A 16546-nucleotide genomic window follows, 5' to 3' on the forward strand; every position below is an offset into this window, starting at 1 on the left:
GCCCCGGCCCGCCCGCGCCGCCGCGCCGTGCGCGCCGCCAGCGCCCCGGTGACGAACACCGCTTCCGCCTCCGTCGAGGCCCCCGCCACCGAGGCCCCGGCCGCCGAGAGCCCGGCCGCCGAGGCCGCCGCGGCCGAGGAGGCCGCGCCGAAGGGTCGTACCCGTCGCCGTGCCACCCGCGCCGTGACCGCTCCGGTCGCCGAGGGCGCCGAGGGCGCCGAGGCTCCTGTCGTGGAGGCGCCGGCTGTCGAGGCTGCTCCGGTGGAGGAGGCCGCGCCGAAGGGTCGTACGCGTCGTCGTGCCACCCGTGCCGTGACCGCTCCGGTCGCCGAGGCCGCCGAGGCACCCGAGGCGCCGGCCGTGGAGGCTGCTCCGGTGGAGGAGGCCGCGCCGAAGGGTCGTACCCGTCGTCGCGCCACCCGTGCCGTCGCCGCCCCGGTCGCCGAGGCCGTCGAGGCCGCCGAGGCGCCGGCCGCCGAGGCCGAGGCTCCCGTCGTGGAGGCGCCGGCTGTCGAGGCTGCTCCGGTGGGGGAGGCCGCGCCGAAGGGTCGTACCCGTCGTCGCGCCACGCGTGCCGTCGCCGCCGCCCCGGTCGCCGAGGCCGCCGACACCGCCGAGGCGCCGGCCGCCGAGGCCGAGGCTCCCGCCGTGGAGGCCCCGGCCGCCCAGCGGTCGGCCGTCACCGTCGCCGACGTCGTGGACGGGCCCAAGGGCCGCGCCCGCCGTCGTGCCACCCGCACCACCAGCGCGCCGGAGCGGACCGCCACCGAGGCCCCGGCCGCCGAGGCCGCGCCGGCCCGGGCGCCGCGCGCCGCGCGTCCCGCCGTCGCCGTCTTCCAGGCGCCGGTCTTCACCGAGCCCATGTTCCAGACCCCGGAGACCGCCGCCGCGCGCATCCGCGCCGCCGAGCAGGCCGAGCTGACCGAGGTCGAGGAGGAGGAAGAGGAGACCGAGGTCGTCGAGGCGCCGGTCGCCGAGGCCCCGCAGCCGTCCGGCCGCCGTCGTCGCCGTCGTGGTGGCGCCGTCGCGCCCGAGCCGGTCGTCGAGACGGAGCCCGAGGAGGAGCCCGAGGCCGAGGCCGCCGACCTGGAGGACGAGGAGACCGACGAGTCGGGCGACCGTCCGGCCCGCCGCCGTCGCCGGGGCGGCCGTCGCCGTCGCCGGGGCGAGTCCGCCGAGTACGAGGGCGGCGCCGACGAGGAGGCCGAGGAGGAGTCCGAGGCCGCCGAGCCGGAGGACGAGGACGAGGACGCCGACGAGGCCGCCGGGCTGGGCTCCAGCTCCAGCCGCCGCCGTCGCCGCCGCCGTCGCCGTTCCGGCGAGAGCGGCACCGAGGCCGAGGTCTCCGAGGAGGACGGCGTCCGCACCGTGGTCAAGGTGCGCGAGCCGCGCCCGGCCCGGGAGAAGGAAGTCTCCGACGAGGTGCAGTCCATCAAGGGCTCGACCCGCCTGGAGGCCAAGAAGCAGCGCCGCCGCGAGGGCCGTGAGCAGGGCCGTCGCCGGGTGCCGATCATCACCGAGGCCGAGTTCCTGGCCCGCCGCGAGGCCGTCGAGCGCGTGATGGTCGTCCGCCAGAACGGCGAGCGCACCCAGATCGGCGTCCTCGAGGACAACGTGCTCGTGGAGCACTACGTCAACAAGGAGCAGGCCACCTCGTACGTCGGCAACGTCTACCTGGGCAAGGTCCAGAACGTGCTGCCGTCCATGGAGGCCGCGTTCATCGACATCGGCAAGGGCCGCAACGCCGTGCTGTACGCCGGTGAGGTCAACTTCGAGGCCCTCGGCATGGCCAACGGCCCGCGCCGGATCGAGGCCGCGCTGAAGTCCGGCCAGTCCGTGCTGGTCCAGGTCACCAAGGACCCGATCGGCCACAAGGGCGCCCGCCTGACCTCGCAGGTCTCGCTGCCCGGCCGCTACCTGGTCTACGTGCCCGAGGGCTCGATGACCGGCATCAGCCGCAAGCTGCCCGACACCGAGCGCGCCCGGCTGAAGACCATCCTCAAGAAGATCGTCCCCGAGGACGCGGGCGTCATCGTGCGCACCGCCGCCGAGGGCGCGAGCGAGGACGAGCTGCGCCGTGACGTCGAGCGTCTGCAGGCGCAGTGGGAGGACATCCAGAAGAAGTCCAAGCAGATCTCGACCTCGTCGCCGAGCCTGCTGTACGGCGAGCCGGACATGACGGTCCGGGTCGTGCGCGACATCTTCAACGAGGACTTCTCCAAGGTCATCGTCAGCGGTGACGAGGCGTGGGAGACCATCCACGGCTACGTCTCCCACGTGGCGCCCGACCTCGCGGACCGGCTCTCGCGATGGACCTCCGAGGTGGACGTCTTCGCGACGTACCGGATCGACGAGCAGCTGGCCAAGGCGCTCGACCGCAAGGTGTGGCTGCCCTCGGGCGGTTCCCTGGTGATCGACAAGACCGAGGCGATGGTCGTCGTCGACGTCAACACCGGCAAGTTCACGGGTCAGGGCGGCAACCTCGAAGAGACCGTCACCCGGAACAACCTGGAGGCGGCCGAGGAGATCGTGCGCCAGCTCCGGCTGCGCGACCTCGGCGGCATCGTCGTCATCGACTTCATCGACATGGTGCTGGAGTCCAACCGGGACCTGGTGCTGCGGCGCCTGCTGGAGTGCCTGGGCCGGGACCGTACGAAGCACCAGGTCGCCGAGGTGACCTCGCTGGGTCTGGTCCAGATGACCCGCAAGCGGGTGGGCCAGGGCCTGCTGGAGTCCTTCTCCGAGACCTGTGTCCACTGCAACGGCCGCGGTGTGATCGTGCACATGGAGCAGCCGGCCTCGGTCGGCGGCGGTGGCAACGGCGGCAAGCGGGCGCGCAAGCGCGGCGGCCGCGGTCACGAGCACGACCACGAGCACGAGGCCGGCACGGTCGGGACCGTGACGGACACGGACGCCGTCGAGACGGAGGCCGAGGTCGCGGCGGAGGTCGCCGAGCCGCTGGCCCTGCCGGAGCCGGCGTTCGCCCCGGACGAGGAGCTGTACGGCAGCGCCGCGGAGGCCGAGGCCGCCGCCGGGCTGAGCCCGCGCCGCAACCGCCGCCGTGCCACGCGCAAGGCGACCGCTCCGGCGGGCGCCCCGCGCGCCACGGTCCCGGCGCCGGCCGCCGAGCCGGTCGCCGAGGTCGCCTCCCCGGCCGAGGAGCCGGTGGCCGAGCCGGCCGACACGGTCCTGGTGCCGGACACCGCGGTGGTGGCCGAGATCGAGGCCGAGGTCGGGACCCCGGCCGAGCCGGTCGCCGCCGAGGCGCCGTCCGTCGAGGCCGCTCCGGTGGAAGAGGCCGCGCCGAAGGGCCGTACCCGTCGCCGGGCGACCCGTAAGGCCACGGCCCCGGCGGGTTCGCCCAAGGGTGCCGAGGAGGCCGCCGCGGAGACCGCCGAGGTCGTCGTCCCGGTCGTGGCCGCCGAGCCGCAGGCCGCCGCCGAGCCGGTGGCCGAGGCCGCCGAGGCCGTCGTCGCCGAGCCCGAGGCCGTCGCGCCGCAGGCCTCCGCGGCCCCGGCCGAGGAGCCCGAGGCCGCCGCCCCGGCCCGTCCGCGCCGCCGTGCCACCCGCAAGGCGACGGCCCCGGCCGGTTCCCCCGCGGGTGCCGAGGCCGCGGTCGTGGTCGTCGCCTCGGAGCCGGCCCCGGCCGCCGAGGCCCCGGCCGAGCCGGTCGCCGAGCCGGAGGCCGCCCAGGCGGTCGCCGAGGAGGCCCCGGCCGAGGAGCCGGCGCCGGCCAAGAAGACGGTCCGTAAGACGGCCGCCAAGAAGGCCCCGGCGAAGAAGGCCGCCGCCAAGAAGACGACGACCGCCAAGAAGGCCGTCGCCAAGAAGACGACGGCGAAGAAGACCACGGCCAAGAAGGCGACGAAGAAGACCGCGGCGGCGGAGCAGCCCGCTCCGTCCGTCACGTCCTCGACCGACGCCTGACCGTCCCGTGCCGCACCCCGCCCGGGCACCCTGCGGTGCCCGGGCGGGGGCGTTCCCCGCGCCGGAGGGCGTGGGGGAGGAGCCGGTTTGACCCGGTCAAGGGCAGACCGTAACCTAGACCGTCGGCGTGTCTCCGTGCACGCCAGCCACTGAGCACCTCACCTCCCGAGCCGCTGCGCGGTCCGGGGGAGGCCGCCCCGCATTCGGCGGGGGACGGCTGGCTTCAGGGGTTCCCATCGAGCGAGAGAGAGATCCGCGTGTACGCCATCGTGCGCAGCGGTGGTCGCCAGCACAAGGTTGCTGTCGGCGACATCGTTGAGGTTGACAAGATTTCCACTGCCAAGGTTGGCGACACGGTCGAGCTCTCGACCCTGCTCGTTGTCGACGGCGACGCCGTGACCTCCGACCCGTGGGTCCTGGCCGGCATCAAGGTCCAGGCCGAGGTCGTGGACCACCACAAGGGCGCCAAGATCGACATCCTGCGCTACAAGAACAAGACCGGCTACCGCCGTCGCCAGGGTCACCGTCAGCAGTACACGGCGATCAAGGTCACGTCCATCCCGACGGCCGCGAAGTAAAGAGGGACTGAGCAATGGCACACAAGAAGGGCGCATCGTCCACCCGGAACGGTCGCGACTCCAACGCCCAGCGGCTCGGCGTGAAGCGCTTCGGCGGTCAGGTCGTTTCCGCTGGTGAGATCCTCGTCCGCCAGCGCGGCACCCACTTCCACCCGGGCGCCGGTGTCGGCCGTGGTGGCGACGACACGCTGTTCGCCCTGCAGGCCGGCGCCGTGCAGTTCGGCACGCACCGTGGCCGCAAGGTCGTGAACATCGTTCCGGCCGCCTGATCACCTTCTGATCAGCGCGTTCGACACTTCTGAGGGCGGATCTCAGCTTCCCGGCGCATGCCGTCGGGAAGCGGGTCCGCCCTCGGCGCGTTACACAAGCAGTAGCGCACAGACTTTTCCGTACATCGCTGTACATCTCTGGAGGAACAACCATGACCACCTTCGTGGACCGCGTCGAGCTGCACGTCGCCGCGGGTAACGGAGGCCACGGCTGCGCCTCCGTGCACCGGGAGAAGTTCAAGCCCCTCGGCGGCCCCGACGGCGGCAACGGCGGGCGGGGCGGCGACGTGGTCCTGGTCGTCGACCAGTCGATCACCACGCTGCTGGACTACCACCACAGCCCGCACCGCAAGGCCACCAACGGCAAGCCCGGCGAGGGCGGCAACCGCTCCGGCAAGGACGGCCAGGACCTGGTCCTGCCCGTCCCCGACGGCACCGTCGTCCTCGACAAGCAGGGCAACGTCCTCGCCGACCTCGTCGGCCAGGGCACCACCTACGTCGCCGCCCAGGGCGGCCGCGGCGGTCTCGGCAACGCCGCGCTCGCCTCCGCCCGCCGCAAGGCCCCCGGCTTCGCGCTGCTGGGCGAGCCCGGTGACCTCGGCGACATCGTCCTGGAGCTCAAGACCGTCGCCGACGTGGCCCTCGTCGGCTACCCGAGCGCCGGAAAGTCCTCGCTGATCTCCGTGCTCTCCGCCGCGAAGCCGAAGATCGCCGACTACCCGTTCACCACCCTGGTCCCCAACCTGGGCGTGGTCACCGCCGGTTCCACCGTCTACACCATCGCCGACGTCCCCGGTCTCATCCCCGGCGCCAGCCAGGGCAAGGGCCTGGGCCTGGAGTTCCTGCGCCACGTCGAGCGCTGCTCGGTGCTGGTGCACGTGCTGGACACCGCCACCCTGGAGTCCGACCGCGACCCCGTCTCCGACCTCGACGTCATCGAGGAGGAGCTCAAGCTGTACGGCGGCGGTCTGGAGAAGCGCCCGCGCCTGGTCGTCCTGAACAAGGTCGACATCCCCGACGGCAAGGACCTGGCCGACATGATCCGGCCCGAGCTGGAGGAGCGCGGCTACCAGGTCTACGAGGTCTCCGCCGTGGCCCGCACCGGGCTGAAGGAGCTGTCCTTCGCCCTCGCCGAGATCGTCGCCAAGGCCCGCGCCCGCAAGCCCAAGCAGGAGGCGACCCGGATCGTCATCCGGCCGAAGGCCGTGGACGACGCCGGCTTCACCGTCACCTACGACGAGGCCGAGGACCTGTACCGCGTGCGCGGCGAGAAGCCGGAGCGCTGGGTGCGCCAGACCGACTTCAACAACGACGAGGCCGTCGGCTACCTGGCCGACCGCCTCAACCGCCTCGGTGTCGAGGACGCGTTGGTGAAGGCCGGTGCCAAGGCCGGCGACGGCGTGGCCATCGGCCCCGACGAGAACGCGGTCGTCTTCGACTGGGAGCCGACCATGATGGCCGGCGCCGAGATGCTGGGCCGCCGTGGCGAGGACCACCGCATGGAAGCGCCGCGTCCGGCCGCCCAGCGGCGCAAGGACAAGGAGGCGCAGCGCGGGGACTCCGCTCAGCAGGAGTTCGACGAGTTCCGCCCGTTCTGACGCATTGAACCGGGCTTTACGGAGCTCCCGTAGGATCCGTCCGGTGAGTAACCCAAGCGTCAGCGTCGTCGTGATCGCCTACAACGACGCCGGGCTCGTGGGCGAGGCCGTCGCATCGGCGCTCGCCCAGGGCCCGGCCGTCAGCGAGGTCATCGCGGTCGACGACAAGTCGGCCGACGGCACCGCGGCGGTGCTGGACGAGCTGGCCGCCGCGCACCCGCGGCTGAAGGTCGTGCACCGCACCGAGAACAGCGGTGGCTGCGGCACGCCCCGCAACGACGGCATCGCCGCCGCGACCGCGCCGTACGTGATGTTCCTCGACAGCGACGACGTACTGCCGCCCGGCGCGGCGGAGGCACTGCTGCGGGCCGCGACCACCCACGAGGCGCAGGTCACCGTGGGTGCGTGCGTGCGCCGGGAACTGCCCGAGGGCCACGACGTCCCCTGGGTGCCCGGGCTCTACACCCCCGGCGACGTCGTCGAGCGTCCCGCCGACCGCCCCGAGCTGGTCCGGGACACCCTGTGCGTCAACAAGCTGTACGAGCGGTCCTTCCTGGACAAGCATGCGATCCGGTTCCCCGACGGCCGGTTCGTCTACGAAGACTTCCTCTTCACCGCGCGGGTGCTGGCCGCCGCCCCGCGCATGGCCGTCATCGACGACCTCGTCTACGTCTGGCACGTGCGCCGCAGCGCCGCCCGGAAGTCGATCTCCCTGGACCGCAAGGACGTCGGCAACTGGCGTGCGCGGATCGCCGCCCACCGCGCGGCGGCCGAGACCCTCGCCGCCGCCTCGCCGCAGCTCGGGCACGCCTGCCAGGTGAAGTTCCTGGAGTACGACCTGCGCATGTACCTGCGCGAACTCGGCCAGGACCCCGACTACCAGGCCGCCTGGTGGACCCTCACCCGGGACTACGTCGCCGGGTTCGCCGAGTCCGCCGTCGAGGCCGCGGCCGCACCCGCGCGGTGGACCGTCCGGGTGCTGCGCGCCACCGCCACCCCGCCGCCGGACGTCCAGCGCCTGACCCGGTTCGCCGCCGAGCCGCCGCGGCTGCTGCCCCCGTACGCGACGGTGGACGGCGAGCCCGTGTGGAGCCAGGACGTGCCGGCCGTCCTCGACGGCCTGGCCGACCTGCCCGTCGCCGAGCTGCCCGTCACCGTCGACGCCGAACCGGCCGGCGCCCAGCTCCGGGTGCGCGTCCACGACCTGTACGGGCGCCTGGCCGAGGCCGGCCCCCGCACCGCGTCCCTGCGGTTCCTGCCGCGCACCGGCGGTGAGCCGTACGCCGGTGAGCCGGCCGAGCTGCGCCCGGCGGGCGAGGGCGTGTGGACCGCCGAGCTGCCGTTCCGCCTCGGCGTCCTGGCCGCCGAGGGCCGACGGGCGGGCCGGCGCGGGATGCAGGCCTGGGACGTCCGGGTGGGGGTGGAGTGCGCGGACGGGAGCTCCCTGCTCACCTCCTTGCGCCCCCAGGGTTCCCTGCTGCGCCGCCGGGCCCTGCCCAGCAGCCGGTACGGTGTGCTGCTGGCACAGCCCTACCGGACGGCCGCCGGCTCGCTCGCCCTGCGCCTGGCCCCCGGCGCGGAGGGCGCCCTCAACCTCGTACGCAACCGTCTCGGCCGGGCCCGTATGGGCCGCCGTTCCCGCTAGCCACCAGCACAGGGAGATACGCATGACGTTTCTGATCACCGGAGGCGCCGGTTACATCGGCTCGCACGTCGTCCGCGCGATGCTGAACGCGGGCGAGCGGGTCGTCGTCCTGGACGACCTGTCCACCGGCAACGAGGACCGTGTCCCCGAGGGCGTACCGCTGGTGATCGGCTCCGTCCTGGACCGGCTGGTCCTGGAGAAGACCCTGCGCGAGCACCACATCACCGGGGTGGTGCACCTGGCCGGCAAGAAGCAGGTCGGCGAGTCCGTCGAGAAGCCGACGTACTACTACCACGAGAACGTGGAGGGCCTGGCGGTCCTGCTGGAGGCGGTCGCCGCCGCCGGGATCCGCAGCTTCCTGTTCTCCTCCTCGGCCTCCGTCTACGGCATGCCGGACGTGGACACGGTCACCGAGGACACGCCGTGCCTGCCGCTGAGCCCCTACGGCGAGACCAAGCTGGCCGGCGAGTGGCTGGTCCGCGCGGCCGGCCGGGCCCACGGCATCGCCACCGCCTGCCTGCGCTACTTCAACGTGGCCGGCGCGGCCGCCCCGGAGCTCGCCGACACCGGTGTGTACAACCTGGTGCCGATGGTCTTCGAGCGGTACGACCGGGGCGAGGGCGCCCGGATCTTCGGCGACGACTACCCGACCCCGGACGGCACCTGCATCCGCGACTACATCCATGTCGAGGACCTCGCCGACGCCCACCTGGTGGCGGCGCGCCGGCTGGCCGAGTGGGCGGCGGCCGAGGAGTACAAGGACCTGACGGTCAACATCGGCCGCGGCGAGGGCGTCTCCGTGCGCGAGATGACCCGGCTGATGAACGAGCTGACCGGCCACGACCACGAGCCGGTGGTCGTCCCCCGCCGCCCGGGCGACCCGGCCAAGGTGGTCGCCTCGGCCGACCGGATCGCCACCGAGCTGGGCTGGAAGGCCCGCCACGACGTCCGCGCCATGATCACCTCCGCCTGGCAGGGCTGGCAGGCCAACCGCGTCCCGGCCCAGCACCACGAACGCTGACCGCAGACGCAGAAGGAGCCGCCCCGGCATCCGGGGCGGCTCCTTTTCGTGCGGGGGCTCCGCGGGCCCCGTCAGGGGCGCGCGCTGCGCGACCGGCCGTCGACGGCGGTCGGACTCATCGCTCCAGGAACGCGAACAGCTCTTCCCACCGCTCGGTGACCGCATCGGCCGAGTACCGCCGCACGCTGCGGAACGCGGCATCGCCCAGCCGGTCGCGCAGCGCCTTGTCGGACATCAGCGTGTGCAGGTGCCCGGCCAGTTCCATGGTGTTGCCCAGCCGGGCGAGCAGACCGTCCTCCCCGGAGGTGACGATCTCCCGGACGCCCGGCGCGCAGTCGAACGCCACCGGCGCCACGCCGGCGGCCATCGCCTCCAGCAGCGTGATCGGGAAGCCCTCGGCCCGCGAGGCCTGCGCGAACACCGAGGCCCCGCGCAGCGCGCCGAGCACGTCGTCGGTGCTGCCCATCCACTCGACCGAGTCGTCCAGGCCCAGCTCGGTGCACTGCTTGCGCAGCGCCGGCTCCTCCACGCCCGCCCCGTAGATCCGCAGGGTCCAGTCGGGGTGGTGCGGGGCGGCGTCGGCCCAGGCGTCGAGCAGCAGGTCCACGCCCTTCTCGAACGCGAGCCGGCCGACCGAGGCCACGACCTTCGCCTCGCGCGGCGCGGGGGAGTCCGGCATGAACGGCAGCGGGTTCGGCATGCTGCCGACGTTCTCCATGCCCGAGCGGATCCACAGGTCCGCGTCCTCGGGCGTGAGCACCAGCAGCCGGTCCACCTCCGGGTAGTACCGGCGCACCCGGGCGCCCCGGGTGGACTTCTGGCTGGCGTCGTACGACTCGTGGCTCATGCCGATGACGCTGAGCCCCTTGGTGTCGGCCAGCGCCACCCACTCCATCGCCCACACCTGGGTGACGATCACCACCGAGCCGGGCCGGGCCTGGCGGAACAGCTCGCTCAGCTTCTCCGCCTGCACCCGCATCTGCGCCCGCCGGGCCGCCTGCCGGCGCCGCTCGGGCGCGTTCAGCCGGCCCTTGATCCCGCCGAGCCGGCGCGCCTTCGGCGGGTGGGCGGCGTACAGGGTGGTGGTCGCGTACGGCAGGTCCGCGGGGAGCTTCTGCCGGATCTCCTCGGCGACGGGCGCGATGCCGACGATGTGCACCCGGTGCCCGCGCTCGGTGAACAACCGGGCCATCTGGTGCGACCAGGTGGTCACCCCGCCCAGCTCGTCCACGCTGTTGGAGACGATGAAGACGTCACGGCCGATGCTCACTTGCCGCTCCTGGTGAAGAACTTCTCGACGATCTGACGGGCGGCGTCCCCGCGGTCGTACTCCCCGAACTCGGCGAGGAACCGCTGCCGGGCCTCGGCGTACTTGGCGTCCGCCTCCTCGAAGGCGGAGATCGCCTGGAACAGCTCGTCCGCCGTGGCCACGACCGGTCCGGGCGCCTTCTCCTTCAGGTCGAAGTAGGTGCCGCGGATGTCGTTGGCGTACGTGTCGTAGTCGTACGCGAAGAACAGCATCGGCCGGTCCAGGACGGAGTAGTCGAACATCACCGAGGAGTAGTCCGTGATCAGCCCGTCGGCCAGGGCCAGCAGCGGGGTGATGTCGTGGTGCCGGGAGACGTCGATCACCCGGCCCGCCACGGACGGCGGCAGCGAGACGCTGTTGAGGTAGTGCGTGCGCACCAGCAGCACGAACCGGTCGCCGAGCCGCTCGGCGAACTCCTCCACGTCGAACGGGAAGGTGAAGCCCTCGACGTGGCCGTCGGCGTTGGCCCGGAAGGTCGGCGCGTACAGCAGCACCTTCTTGTCCGGGTCGATGCCCAGCTCCGAGGCCAGCGGCCCGCGCACCCGCTCGCCGCTGTCCAGCTCGGCGCGGTGGGCGGCTACCAGGGCGTCGTTGCGCGGGTAGCCGGTGCGCAGCAGCACCTCGTCGCGCAGCCGGAAGCCCTTGGCCAGGGTGCGCACGTCGTGCTCGGAGCGGACCAGGAAGTGGTCGAACCGGTCGATGGCCTTCTGGAACTTCGCCTGCCCGGCCCGGCCCTGCGCCTTGGTGCGCGGCTCGTGGAAGCCCATGCGCTTGAGCGCCGAGCCGTGCCAGGTCTGGATGTACGTCGTCCCCGGCCGCTTGGCCAGCGCCAGCGGGAAGCCCTGGTTGTCGATCCAGAACTCGGCCTGGGCCAGCGCCCGCAGGTACGGCCAGCTCCAGCGCTTGACCAGGGTGGCGTCCTTGGGGAAGCCGGTGGGGCGGGCGCCCGCGTAGGACCAGACGGCCTCGAAGGCGACGCCCTGGCGGACCATCTCCTCGTAGATGGCCTTCGGGCTGTCGCTGTACTGCTTGCCCATGTGGCTCTCGAAGACGACCGTGCCTTTCTTGACCGGCAGCTTCGAGAACACCTCGTGGTAGACCTTGACCTTCTGCTCGCCCGAGCCGAGGTTGCGGCGTGCGTGCAGGGCCTTGCGCAGTCCGCGCTTGACCAGCCCCGCGGCCTTGCCGTGTATGGCGTTGTTGATCAGGGCCGAGGTGCGGACGGCGGCCGGGCCCTGGGCGACCAGGACGTAGGAGAGGTTGCCCTTCTTGGTGACCTCCGGCTCGAAGCGGTCGGAGACCAGCCGGGTCAGCCGCGGGCGCACGCGCAGCGTGGCCGCCCGGTCCAGGTCGACCCCGCCGGCCGAGACCCGGGAGGTGATCCGGTCCTCGCCGGCCTTCAGCTTCAGCCGGACGTCCCAGACGGCGTCGATGATGCCGAGCGGGCGCACGGTGCGGCCGATGTCGGCGGTGCCGGACCACTCGATCGTGTCCCCGGCGTGGCGGACGCTGGACACCGGGAACGTGAACGAGCGCACGCCGACCTGCCGGCGGGCCCGGAACTCCAGCTCGGCGCTGAGCTCGACGTCGGTGGTGATCCGGCCCAGCGGGTTCACCAGGGAGCCGGTCAGGGTGACCGTGCCGCGGCCGTCGTCCTCGTAGCCGGTCAGCCGGTTGCCCAGGTGCAGGGAGGCCAGCGGGGTGGTGTGGAAGCCCTGGTCGGTGACGTCCAGTATCCGCCGGGCCTCGGTGTCGGCCGGGTCGTCGATGTGCTGCGCGCACCAGTAGACGCGGCCGTCGCGCTCGGCGAGCGGGGAGGTCAGCCGGCCCTTGTTGGTCATGGCGTCGGCGGCCGGGAGCAGGTTGTCCCAGTCCTCCTTGCCGAGCAGGTAGGCGCAGATCGCCTGGAGGTGGGTGACGTTGTCGTACGCGGCCGGGTCGATGCCGGCGAGGTAGCCGTTGGCCAACCGGGCGAACTCGGTGCGGTAGGTGTCGTCGAGCCAGGGCAGGTCGCGCAGGTGCAGCACGAGGTCGTGCTTGAGGAACTTGGCGTCCTTGGCGGACTTGATCGCGGTGTGGCCCTTGGCGGCGAGCAGCTCGTCGACGCGGCGGTGGATCTCCATCCGGTGGACGAAGTTCGCGATCTCGTGGCGCCGGTTGCTGATGGACTTCGCGGCGGCCTTCTCCACCACGTTCCAGTGGTAGACGCGGTTGGGGATCAGGGTGATCCGGCGGGCGGCGACGTAGGCCTGGGCCGAGAACAGCAGGTCCTCGTAGTGGATGCCGACCGGGAACCGCAGGTCGTTGTCCAGCAGGAACGAGCGCCGGTAGCACTTGTTGGTGGAGAGGGTGTCGTAGACCAGCAGGTCCGGGTACTCGCTGATCGACTCCAGGGTGCGGGTGCGGGAGTAGATCCACGGGTACCACTCGGAGGTCTTGCCGAAGCGGTTGTCCACGAAGACCCGCACGCACATGCCCGACACCAGGTCGGAGCCGGTGGTCTCGGCGGCCTGGAGCATGTTGCGGCAGGCGTTCCTGTCCAGGACGTCGTCGCTGTCCAGGAACATCACGTACGTGCCGGTGGCCTGCTGGATGCCGTGGTTGCGCGGCGCTCCGCAGCCGCCGCTGTTCTCGGGCAGCCGGAAGGCGCGCACCCGTCCCGGGTGGGCCGCTTCCAGTTCCTGGGCGACGGCGAAGGAACGATCCTTGCTGCAATCGTCCACGATCACGACTTCCACGCCGGCCAGGGTCTGGTCCAAGACCGACCGGACGGCTGTCGGCAGACGCTCTGCGTCGTTGTAGACGATGACGACCACGGAGACGTCAGGCACGTGCACCTCGATCCCTTCGTTCCATTCCGCCCCCGGACTCCTCCGGGGGGACCCCCAACCCTGCAAAGCTACCGTGTGCGCCGCCGGACTCCGGCAGCCCGACATCCGCCGAGCCTCCGCCGTGCATACTTCTAAGGAAGAGGTGAGTGTCGGGTCCGGTCGCTGACAATCACCCGTTCGGACCCCCGCAGGAAGAGTTCATGACGAAGCTGTCCGTAGTAGTCCCCTGCTACAACGAAGAAGCAGTCATCGACGCGTTCGACACCGAGATCCGCAAGGTGCTGGACTCCCTCCCCGTCGAGTACGAGGTGTGTTACGTCGACGACGGCAGTCGTGACGGAACTCTCGGCAAGCTCCGGGCCATCGCCGCCGAGCACGGCGAGCAGACCCGCTACGTGTCGTTCAGCCGCAACTTCGGCAAGGAGGCCGGCATGCTCGCCGGCCTGCGCGAGACCACCGGCGACGCCGTCGTGATCATGGACGCGGACCTCCAGCACCCGCCGGAGCTGATCGCGACCATGCTCGACTACTACCGGCAGGGCCACGACCAGATCATCGCCCGCCGTGACCGCGAGGGCGACAAGAAGGTCCGCAGCGCGCTCAGCCGCCTCTACTACCGCGGGGTCAACCGCTGGGTCGACGTCGAGCTCACCGACGGCGTCGGCGATTTCCGGATGCTGTCCCGCCCGGCCGTGGACGCGCTGCTGTCGCTGCCGGAGTACAACCGCTTCTCCAAGGGCCTGTTCTCCTGGATCGGGTTCGACACCGTCCACTTCGACTACCGCAACGCCCAGCGCGAGGCCGGCGAGACCAAGTGGAAGTTCGGCAGCCTGCTGAACTACGCCATGGACGGCCTCATCTCCTTCAACAACCGGCCGCTGCGCATCGGCATCTGGCTCGGGGTCTCGCTGGTGGCCCTGACCGCCCTGTACGCCCTGTGGATCACCGTGATGGCGATCACCCACGGCGTCGACGCGCCCGGTTACGTCACCCTGGTGGCGATCATCGTCGGCCTCGGCGGCGTCCAGATGATCATGCTGGGGCTGATCGGCGAGTACATCGGCCGCATCTACTACGAGACCAAGCGCCGCCCGCACTTCCTGGTCAAGGAGTCCCACGGCGCCGACCGGCCGCTGCCCGAGGACCCGGGTGCCGCCGTCCACGCGCGCCCGGCGGCCCCCCTGGAGCGCGGCGCCCGATGAAGGACCAGCTCGGACAGGTGGTCCGGTTCGCCCTGGTGGGCGGCGTGAACACCGCCACCTTCTTCGGCATCTACCTGCTGCTGCACCCGTGGATGCCGTACTTCGCCGCCTACACCCTGGCGTTCGTGCTGTCGATGGTCGGCTCGTTCTTCATGAACACCTACTTCACCTACCGGACCCGGCCGACCTGGAAGAAGTTCCTGCTCTTCCCGCTGACCAACGTCACCAACTACGTCATCCAGTCGGTCGGCCTCTACGCCCTGGTGACCTGGGCCGGGCTGGGCACCCGGATCGCCCCGCTGGTCGCGGCCGTGGTGGCGATCCCGTTCACCTTCCTGCTCTCGCGCAGGATCCTGGTCCCCGGCGCGGCCCGCGCCGCCGCGGCCCAGGAGGAGCAGCCCGCCCGCCCCCCGTCCACGGTCTGAAACCCGAGAGCGGCCGCTCGGCGCCGCCCCGTAGATTTGGGGGCGGACATCGGCGGCGAACGGGCAAGGGGATGGACGTGTCAGGCGTAAGGCAGCGGGTGGTCGACGCGCGCAGGATCGTGGTCAAGGTCGGCTCCTCCTCCCTCACCACCGCGGCCGGCGGACTCGACGCCGACCGCGTCGACGCCCTGGTCGACGTGCTCGCCAAGGCCCGCAGCGGCGGCGAGAAGGAGATCGTCCTGGTCTCCTCCGGCGCCATCGCCGCCGGCCTGGCCCCGCTGGGCCTGCGCCGCCGCCCCAAGGACCTGGCCCGCCAGCAGGCCGCGGCCAGCGTCGGCCAGGGCCTGCTGGTCGCCCGCTACACCGCCTCCTTCGCCCGCTACGGCGTCCGGGTCGGGCAGGTCCTGCTCACGACGGACGACACCAGCCGCCGCGCCCACTACCGCAACGCCTACCGCACCCTGGACCAGCTCCTGGACATGGGCGCCCTGCCGGTCGTCAACGAGAACGACACCGTCGCCACGGACGAGATCCGCTTCGGCGACAACGACCGGCTCGCCGCCCTCGTGGCCCATCTGGTCCGCGCGGACCTGCTGGTGCTCCTGTCGGACGTGGACGGCCTCTACGACGGCGACCCGTCCCTGCCCGGCACCACCCGGATCGCGGAGGTCCACGGTCCGGCCGACATCGCGCACGTCTCCATCGGCAGCGCCGGCAAGGCCGGGGTGGGCACCGGCGGCATGGTCACCAAGGTCGAGGCCGCCCGGATCGCCGCGGCCGCCGGCATCCCGGTCGTCCTGACCTCGGCCAGCCAGGCCGCGGACGCCCTGGCCGGCCGCGGGACCGGCACCTTCTTCCACGCCACGGGCAAGCGCTCCGCGGACCGCCTGCTCTGGCTCCAGCACGCCTCCACCCCACGCGGCCACCTGGTCCTGGACGAGGGCGCGGTGCGCGCCGTGACCGAACGGGGCAGCTCCCTGCTCCCCGCGGGCATCGCCGCGGTCGAGGGCGACTTCACCGCCGGCGACCCGGTCGAGCTGCGCACCGCCGACGGCCGGCCGATCGCCCGCGGCCTGGTCAACTTCGACGCCAAGGAGCTCCCGCAGCTGCTCGGCCGCTCCACGCGCGAACTGGCACGCGAACTGGGACCCGAGTACGAGCGGGAGGTCGTCCACCGGGACGATCTGGTCCTGCTGGAGGGCTGAGGTTCTGTAAAACCGCCGCGAAACGGGCCAAGGACTGGTCCACTGTGGGAGTCGGGCGAAGACGCAGGGCGAAGGAGGCGGCTGGTGGGGCGAGCGCTGACCAGCGTCCCCGGCGGGGGCGCGGACGAGGACGACTCCCGGCTGTGGCACGTCACCCTGAGCGTCTCCGGCAAGCCGGTGCCGCTGGGTGAGGTCCGCCGGGCCCTGGAACAGCTGGCCCACGACCACCCGTTCCTGCTGACGAGCCGGTACGCGGACGACCATGCCGAGATCCGCTACTGGGAAGAGGCCCGGGACCTCCACGACGCGGCCGCCGTGGCCCTGCGCCTGTGGGGCGAACACCGCTCCACGGCGCAGCTCCCGCCCTGGGAGATCGTCGGCCTGGAGGTCATCGACCGCGCCACGTACCACCAGCGCGTGGCCGAAGGCTACGGCCCGCCCCCGGCCCACCCGGTGGGCGTCCACCCGTACTGACCCGGGCTCCGCCCCGCACCCTCCTGCCCCGCCGGCAGGGCGTCTCGCGGAGCGGGATCCCT

12 protein-coding genes are annotated in these 16546 nt (G+C 72.5%); 10 read left to right on the forward strand and 2 right to left on the reverse strand.

Annotated elements, in window-relative coordinates; genetic code table 11:
- From EF918_RS11460 to galE, 6 genes are all read left to right on the forward strand, one after another.
- Window positions 1–3927: ribonuclease E/G (locus EF918_RS11460; RefSeq protein WP_260610080.1), on the forward strand; the 3927-nt coding region annotated here is incomplete at its 5' end.
- 257 nt (window positions 3928–4184) lie between these two features.
- Window positions 4185–4505: a 50S ribosomal protein L21 gene (gene rplU / locus EF918_RS11465; RefSeq protein ID WP_010476312.1), complete on the forward strand. Its 321-nt coding sequence runs from the start codon at window positions 4185–4187 to the stop codon at window positions 4503–4505.
- 14 nt (window positions 4506–4519) lie between these two features.
- Entirely contained in the window at window positions 4520–4774 is a 255-nt protein-coding gene (rpmA, locus tag EF918_RS11470) for a 50S ribosomal protein L27 (RefSeq protein WP_008738950.1), read from the forward strand.
- A gap of 152 nt (window positions 4775–4926) precedes the next feature.
- Window positions 4927–6372, forward strand: coding sequence for a GTPase ObgE (gene obgE, locus EF918_RS11475; protein ID WP_125644443.1), 1446 nt, complete (start codon window positions 4927–4929; stop codon window positions 6370–6372).
- A 43-nt stretch (window positions 6373–6415) separates the two neighbouring features.
- Entirely contained in the window at window positions 6416–8017 is a 1602-nt protein-coding gene (locus EF918_RS11480; RefSeq protein ID WP_260610082.1) for a glycosyltransferase family 2 protein, read from the forward strand.
- Between the two features lie 22 nt (window positions 8018–8039).
- A complete protein-coding gene (galE, locus tag EF918_RS11485) occupies window positions 8040–9038 on the forward strand; it encodes a UDP-glucose 4-epimerase GalE (RefSeq protein WP_125644447.1) in 999 nt (332 codons plus the stop codon).
- Between the two features lie 115 nt (window positions 9039–9153).
- Here the strand turns inward: galE and EF918_RS11490 are convergent, their stop codons facing one another.
- Window positions 9154–10308, reverse strand: a complete 1155-nt coding sequence (locus EF918_RS11490; protein ID WP_125644449.1) for a glycosyltransferase — start codon at window positions 10306–10308, stop codon at window positions 9154–9156.
- Window positions 10305–13184: a bifunctional glycosyltransferase family 2 protein/CDP-glycerol:glycerophosphate glycerophosphotransferase gene (locus EF918_RS11495; protein ID WP_125644452.1), complete on the reverse strand. Its 2880-nt coding sequence runs from the start codon at window positions 13182–13184 to the stop codon at window positions 10305–10307. Before EF918_RS11495 ends, EF918_RS11490 begins: the two co-directional genes overlap by 4 nt.
- Window positions 13185–13378: 194 nt before the next feature.
- Here EF918_RS11495 and EF918_RS11500 point away from each other — a divergent pair, with 194 nt between their 5' ends.
- The 4 genes from EF918_RS11500 to EF918_RS11515 all read left to right on the forward strand — a co-directional run bounded on the left by EF918_RS11500 (window position 13379) and on the right by EF918_RS11515 (window position 16484).
- Window positions 13379–14380, forward strand: coding sequence for a glycosyltransferase family 2 protein (locus EF918_RS11500; protein WP_260610083.1), 1002 nt, complete (start codon window positions 13379–13381; stop codon window positions 14378–14380).
- Window positions 14377–14805, forward strand: a complete 429-nt coding sequence (locus EF918_RS11505) for a GtrA family protein (protein ID WP_125644454.1) — start codon at window positions 14377–14379, stop codon at window positions 14803–14805. Before EF918_RS11500 ends, EF918_RS11505 begins: the two co-directional genes overlap by 4 nt.
- A 71-nt stretch (window positions 14806–14876) precedes the next feature.
- On the forward strand, window positions 14877–16010 hold the full coding sequence (gene proB, locus EF918_RS11510; protein ID WP_125644456.1) for a glutamate 5-kinase: 1134 nt from the start codon (window positions 14877–14879) through the stop codon (window positions 16008–16010).
- Between the two features lie 81 nt (window positions 16011–16091).
- Window positions 16092–16484 carry a hypothetical protein gene (locus EF918_RS11515; RefSeq protein ID WP_260610086.1) on the forward strand — a complete coding sequence of 131 codons (393 nt, stop codon included), beginning with the start codon at window positions 16092–16094 and terminating at the stop codon, window positions 16482–16484.
- Window positions 16485–16546: the final 62 nt, after the last annotated feature.

Source organism: Streptomyces sp. WAC06614 (genome assembly GCF_003949795.1).
Lineage (GTDB): Bacteria > Actinomycetota > Actinomycetes > Streptomycetales > Streptomycetaceae > Streptomyces.

Bases quoted from the DNA above. Each gene is read 5' to 3' on its own strand.
- proB (WP_125644456.1), top strand. From the start codon at position 14,877: ATGGACGTGTCAGGCGTAAGGCAGCGGGTGGTCGACGCGCGCAGGATC.
- obgE (WP_125644443.1), top strand. From the start codon at position 4,927: ATGACCACCTTCGTGGACCGCGTCGAGCTGCACGTCGCCGCGGGTAAC.
- EF918_RS11505 (WP_125644454.1), top strand. From the start codon at position 14,377: ATGAAGGACCAGCTCGGACAGGTGGTCCGGTTCGCCCTGGTGGGCGGC.
- rpmA (WP_008738950.1), top strand. From the start codon at position 4,520: ATGGCACACAAGAAGGGCGCATCGTCCACCCGGAACGGTCGCGACTCC.
- EF918_RS11500 (WP_260610083.1), top strand. From the start codon at position 13,379: ATGACGAAGCTGTCCGTAGTAGTCCCCTGCTACAACGAAGAAGCAGTC.
- galE (WP_125644447.1), top strand. From the start codon at position 8,040: ATGACGTTTCTGATCACCGGAGGCGCCGGTTACATCGGCTCGCACGTC.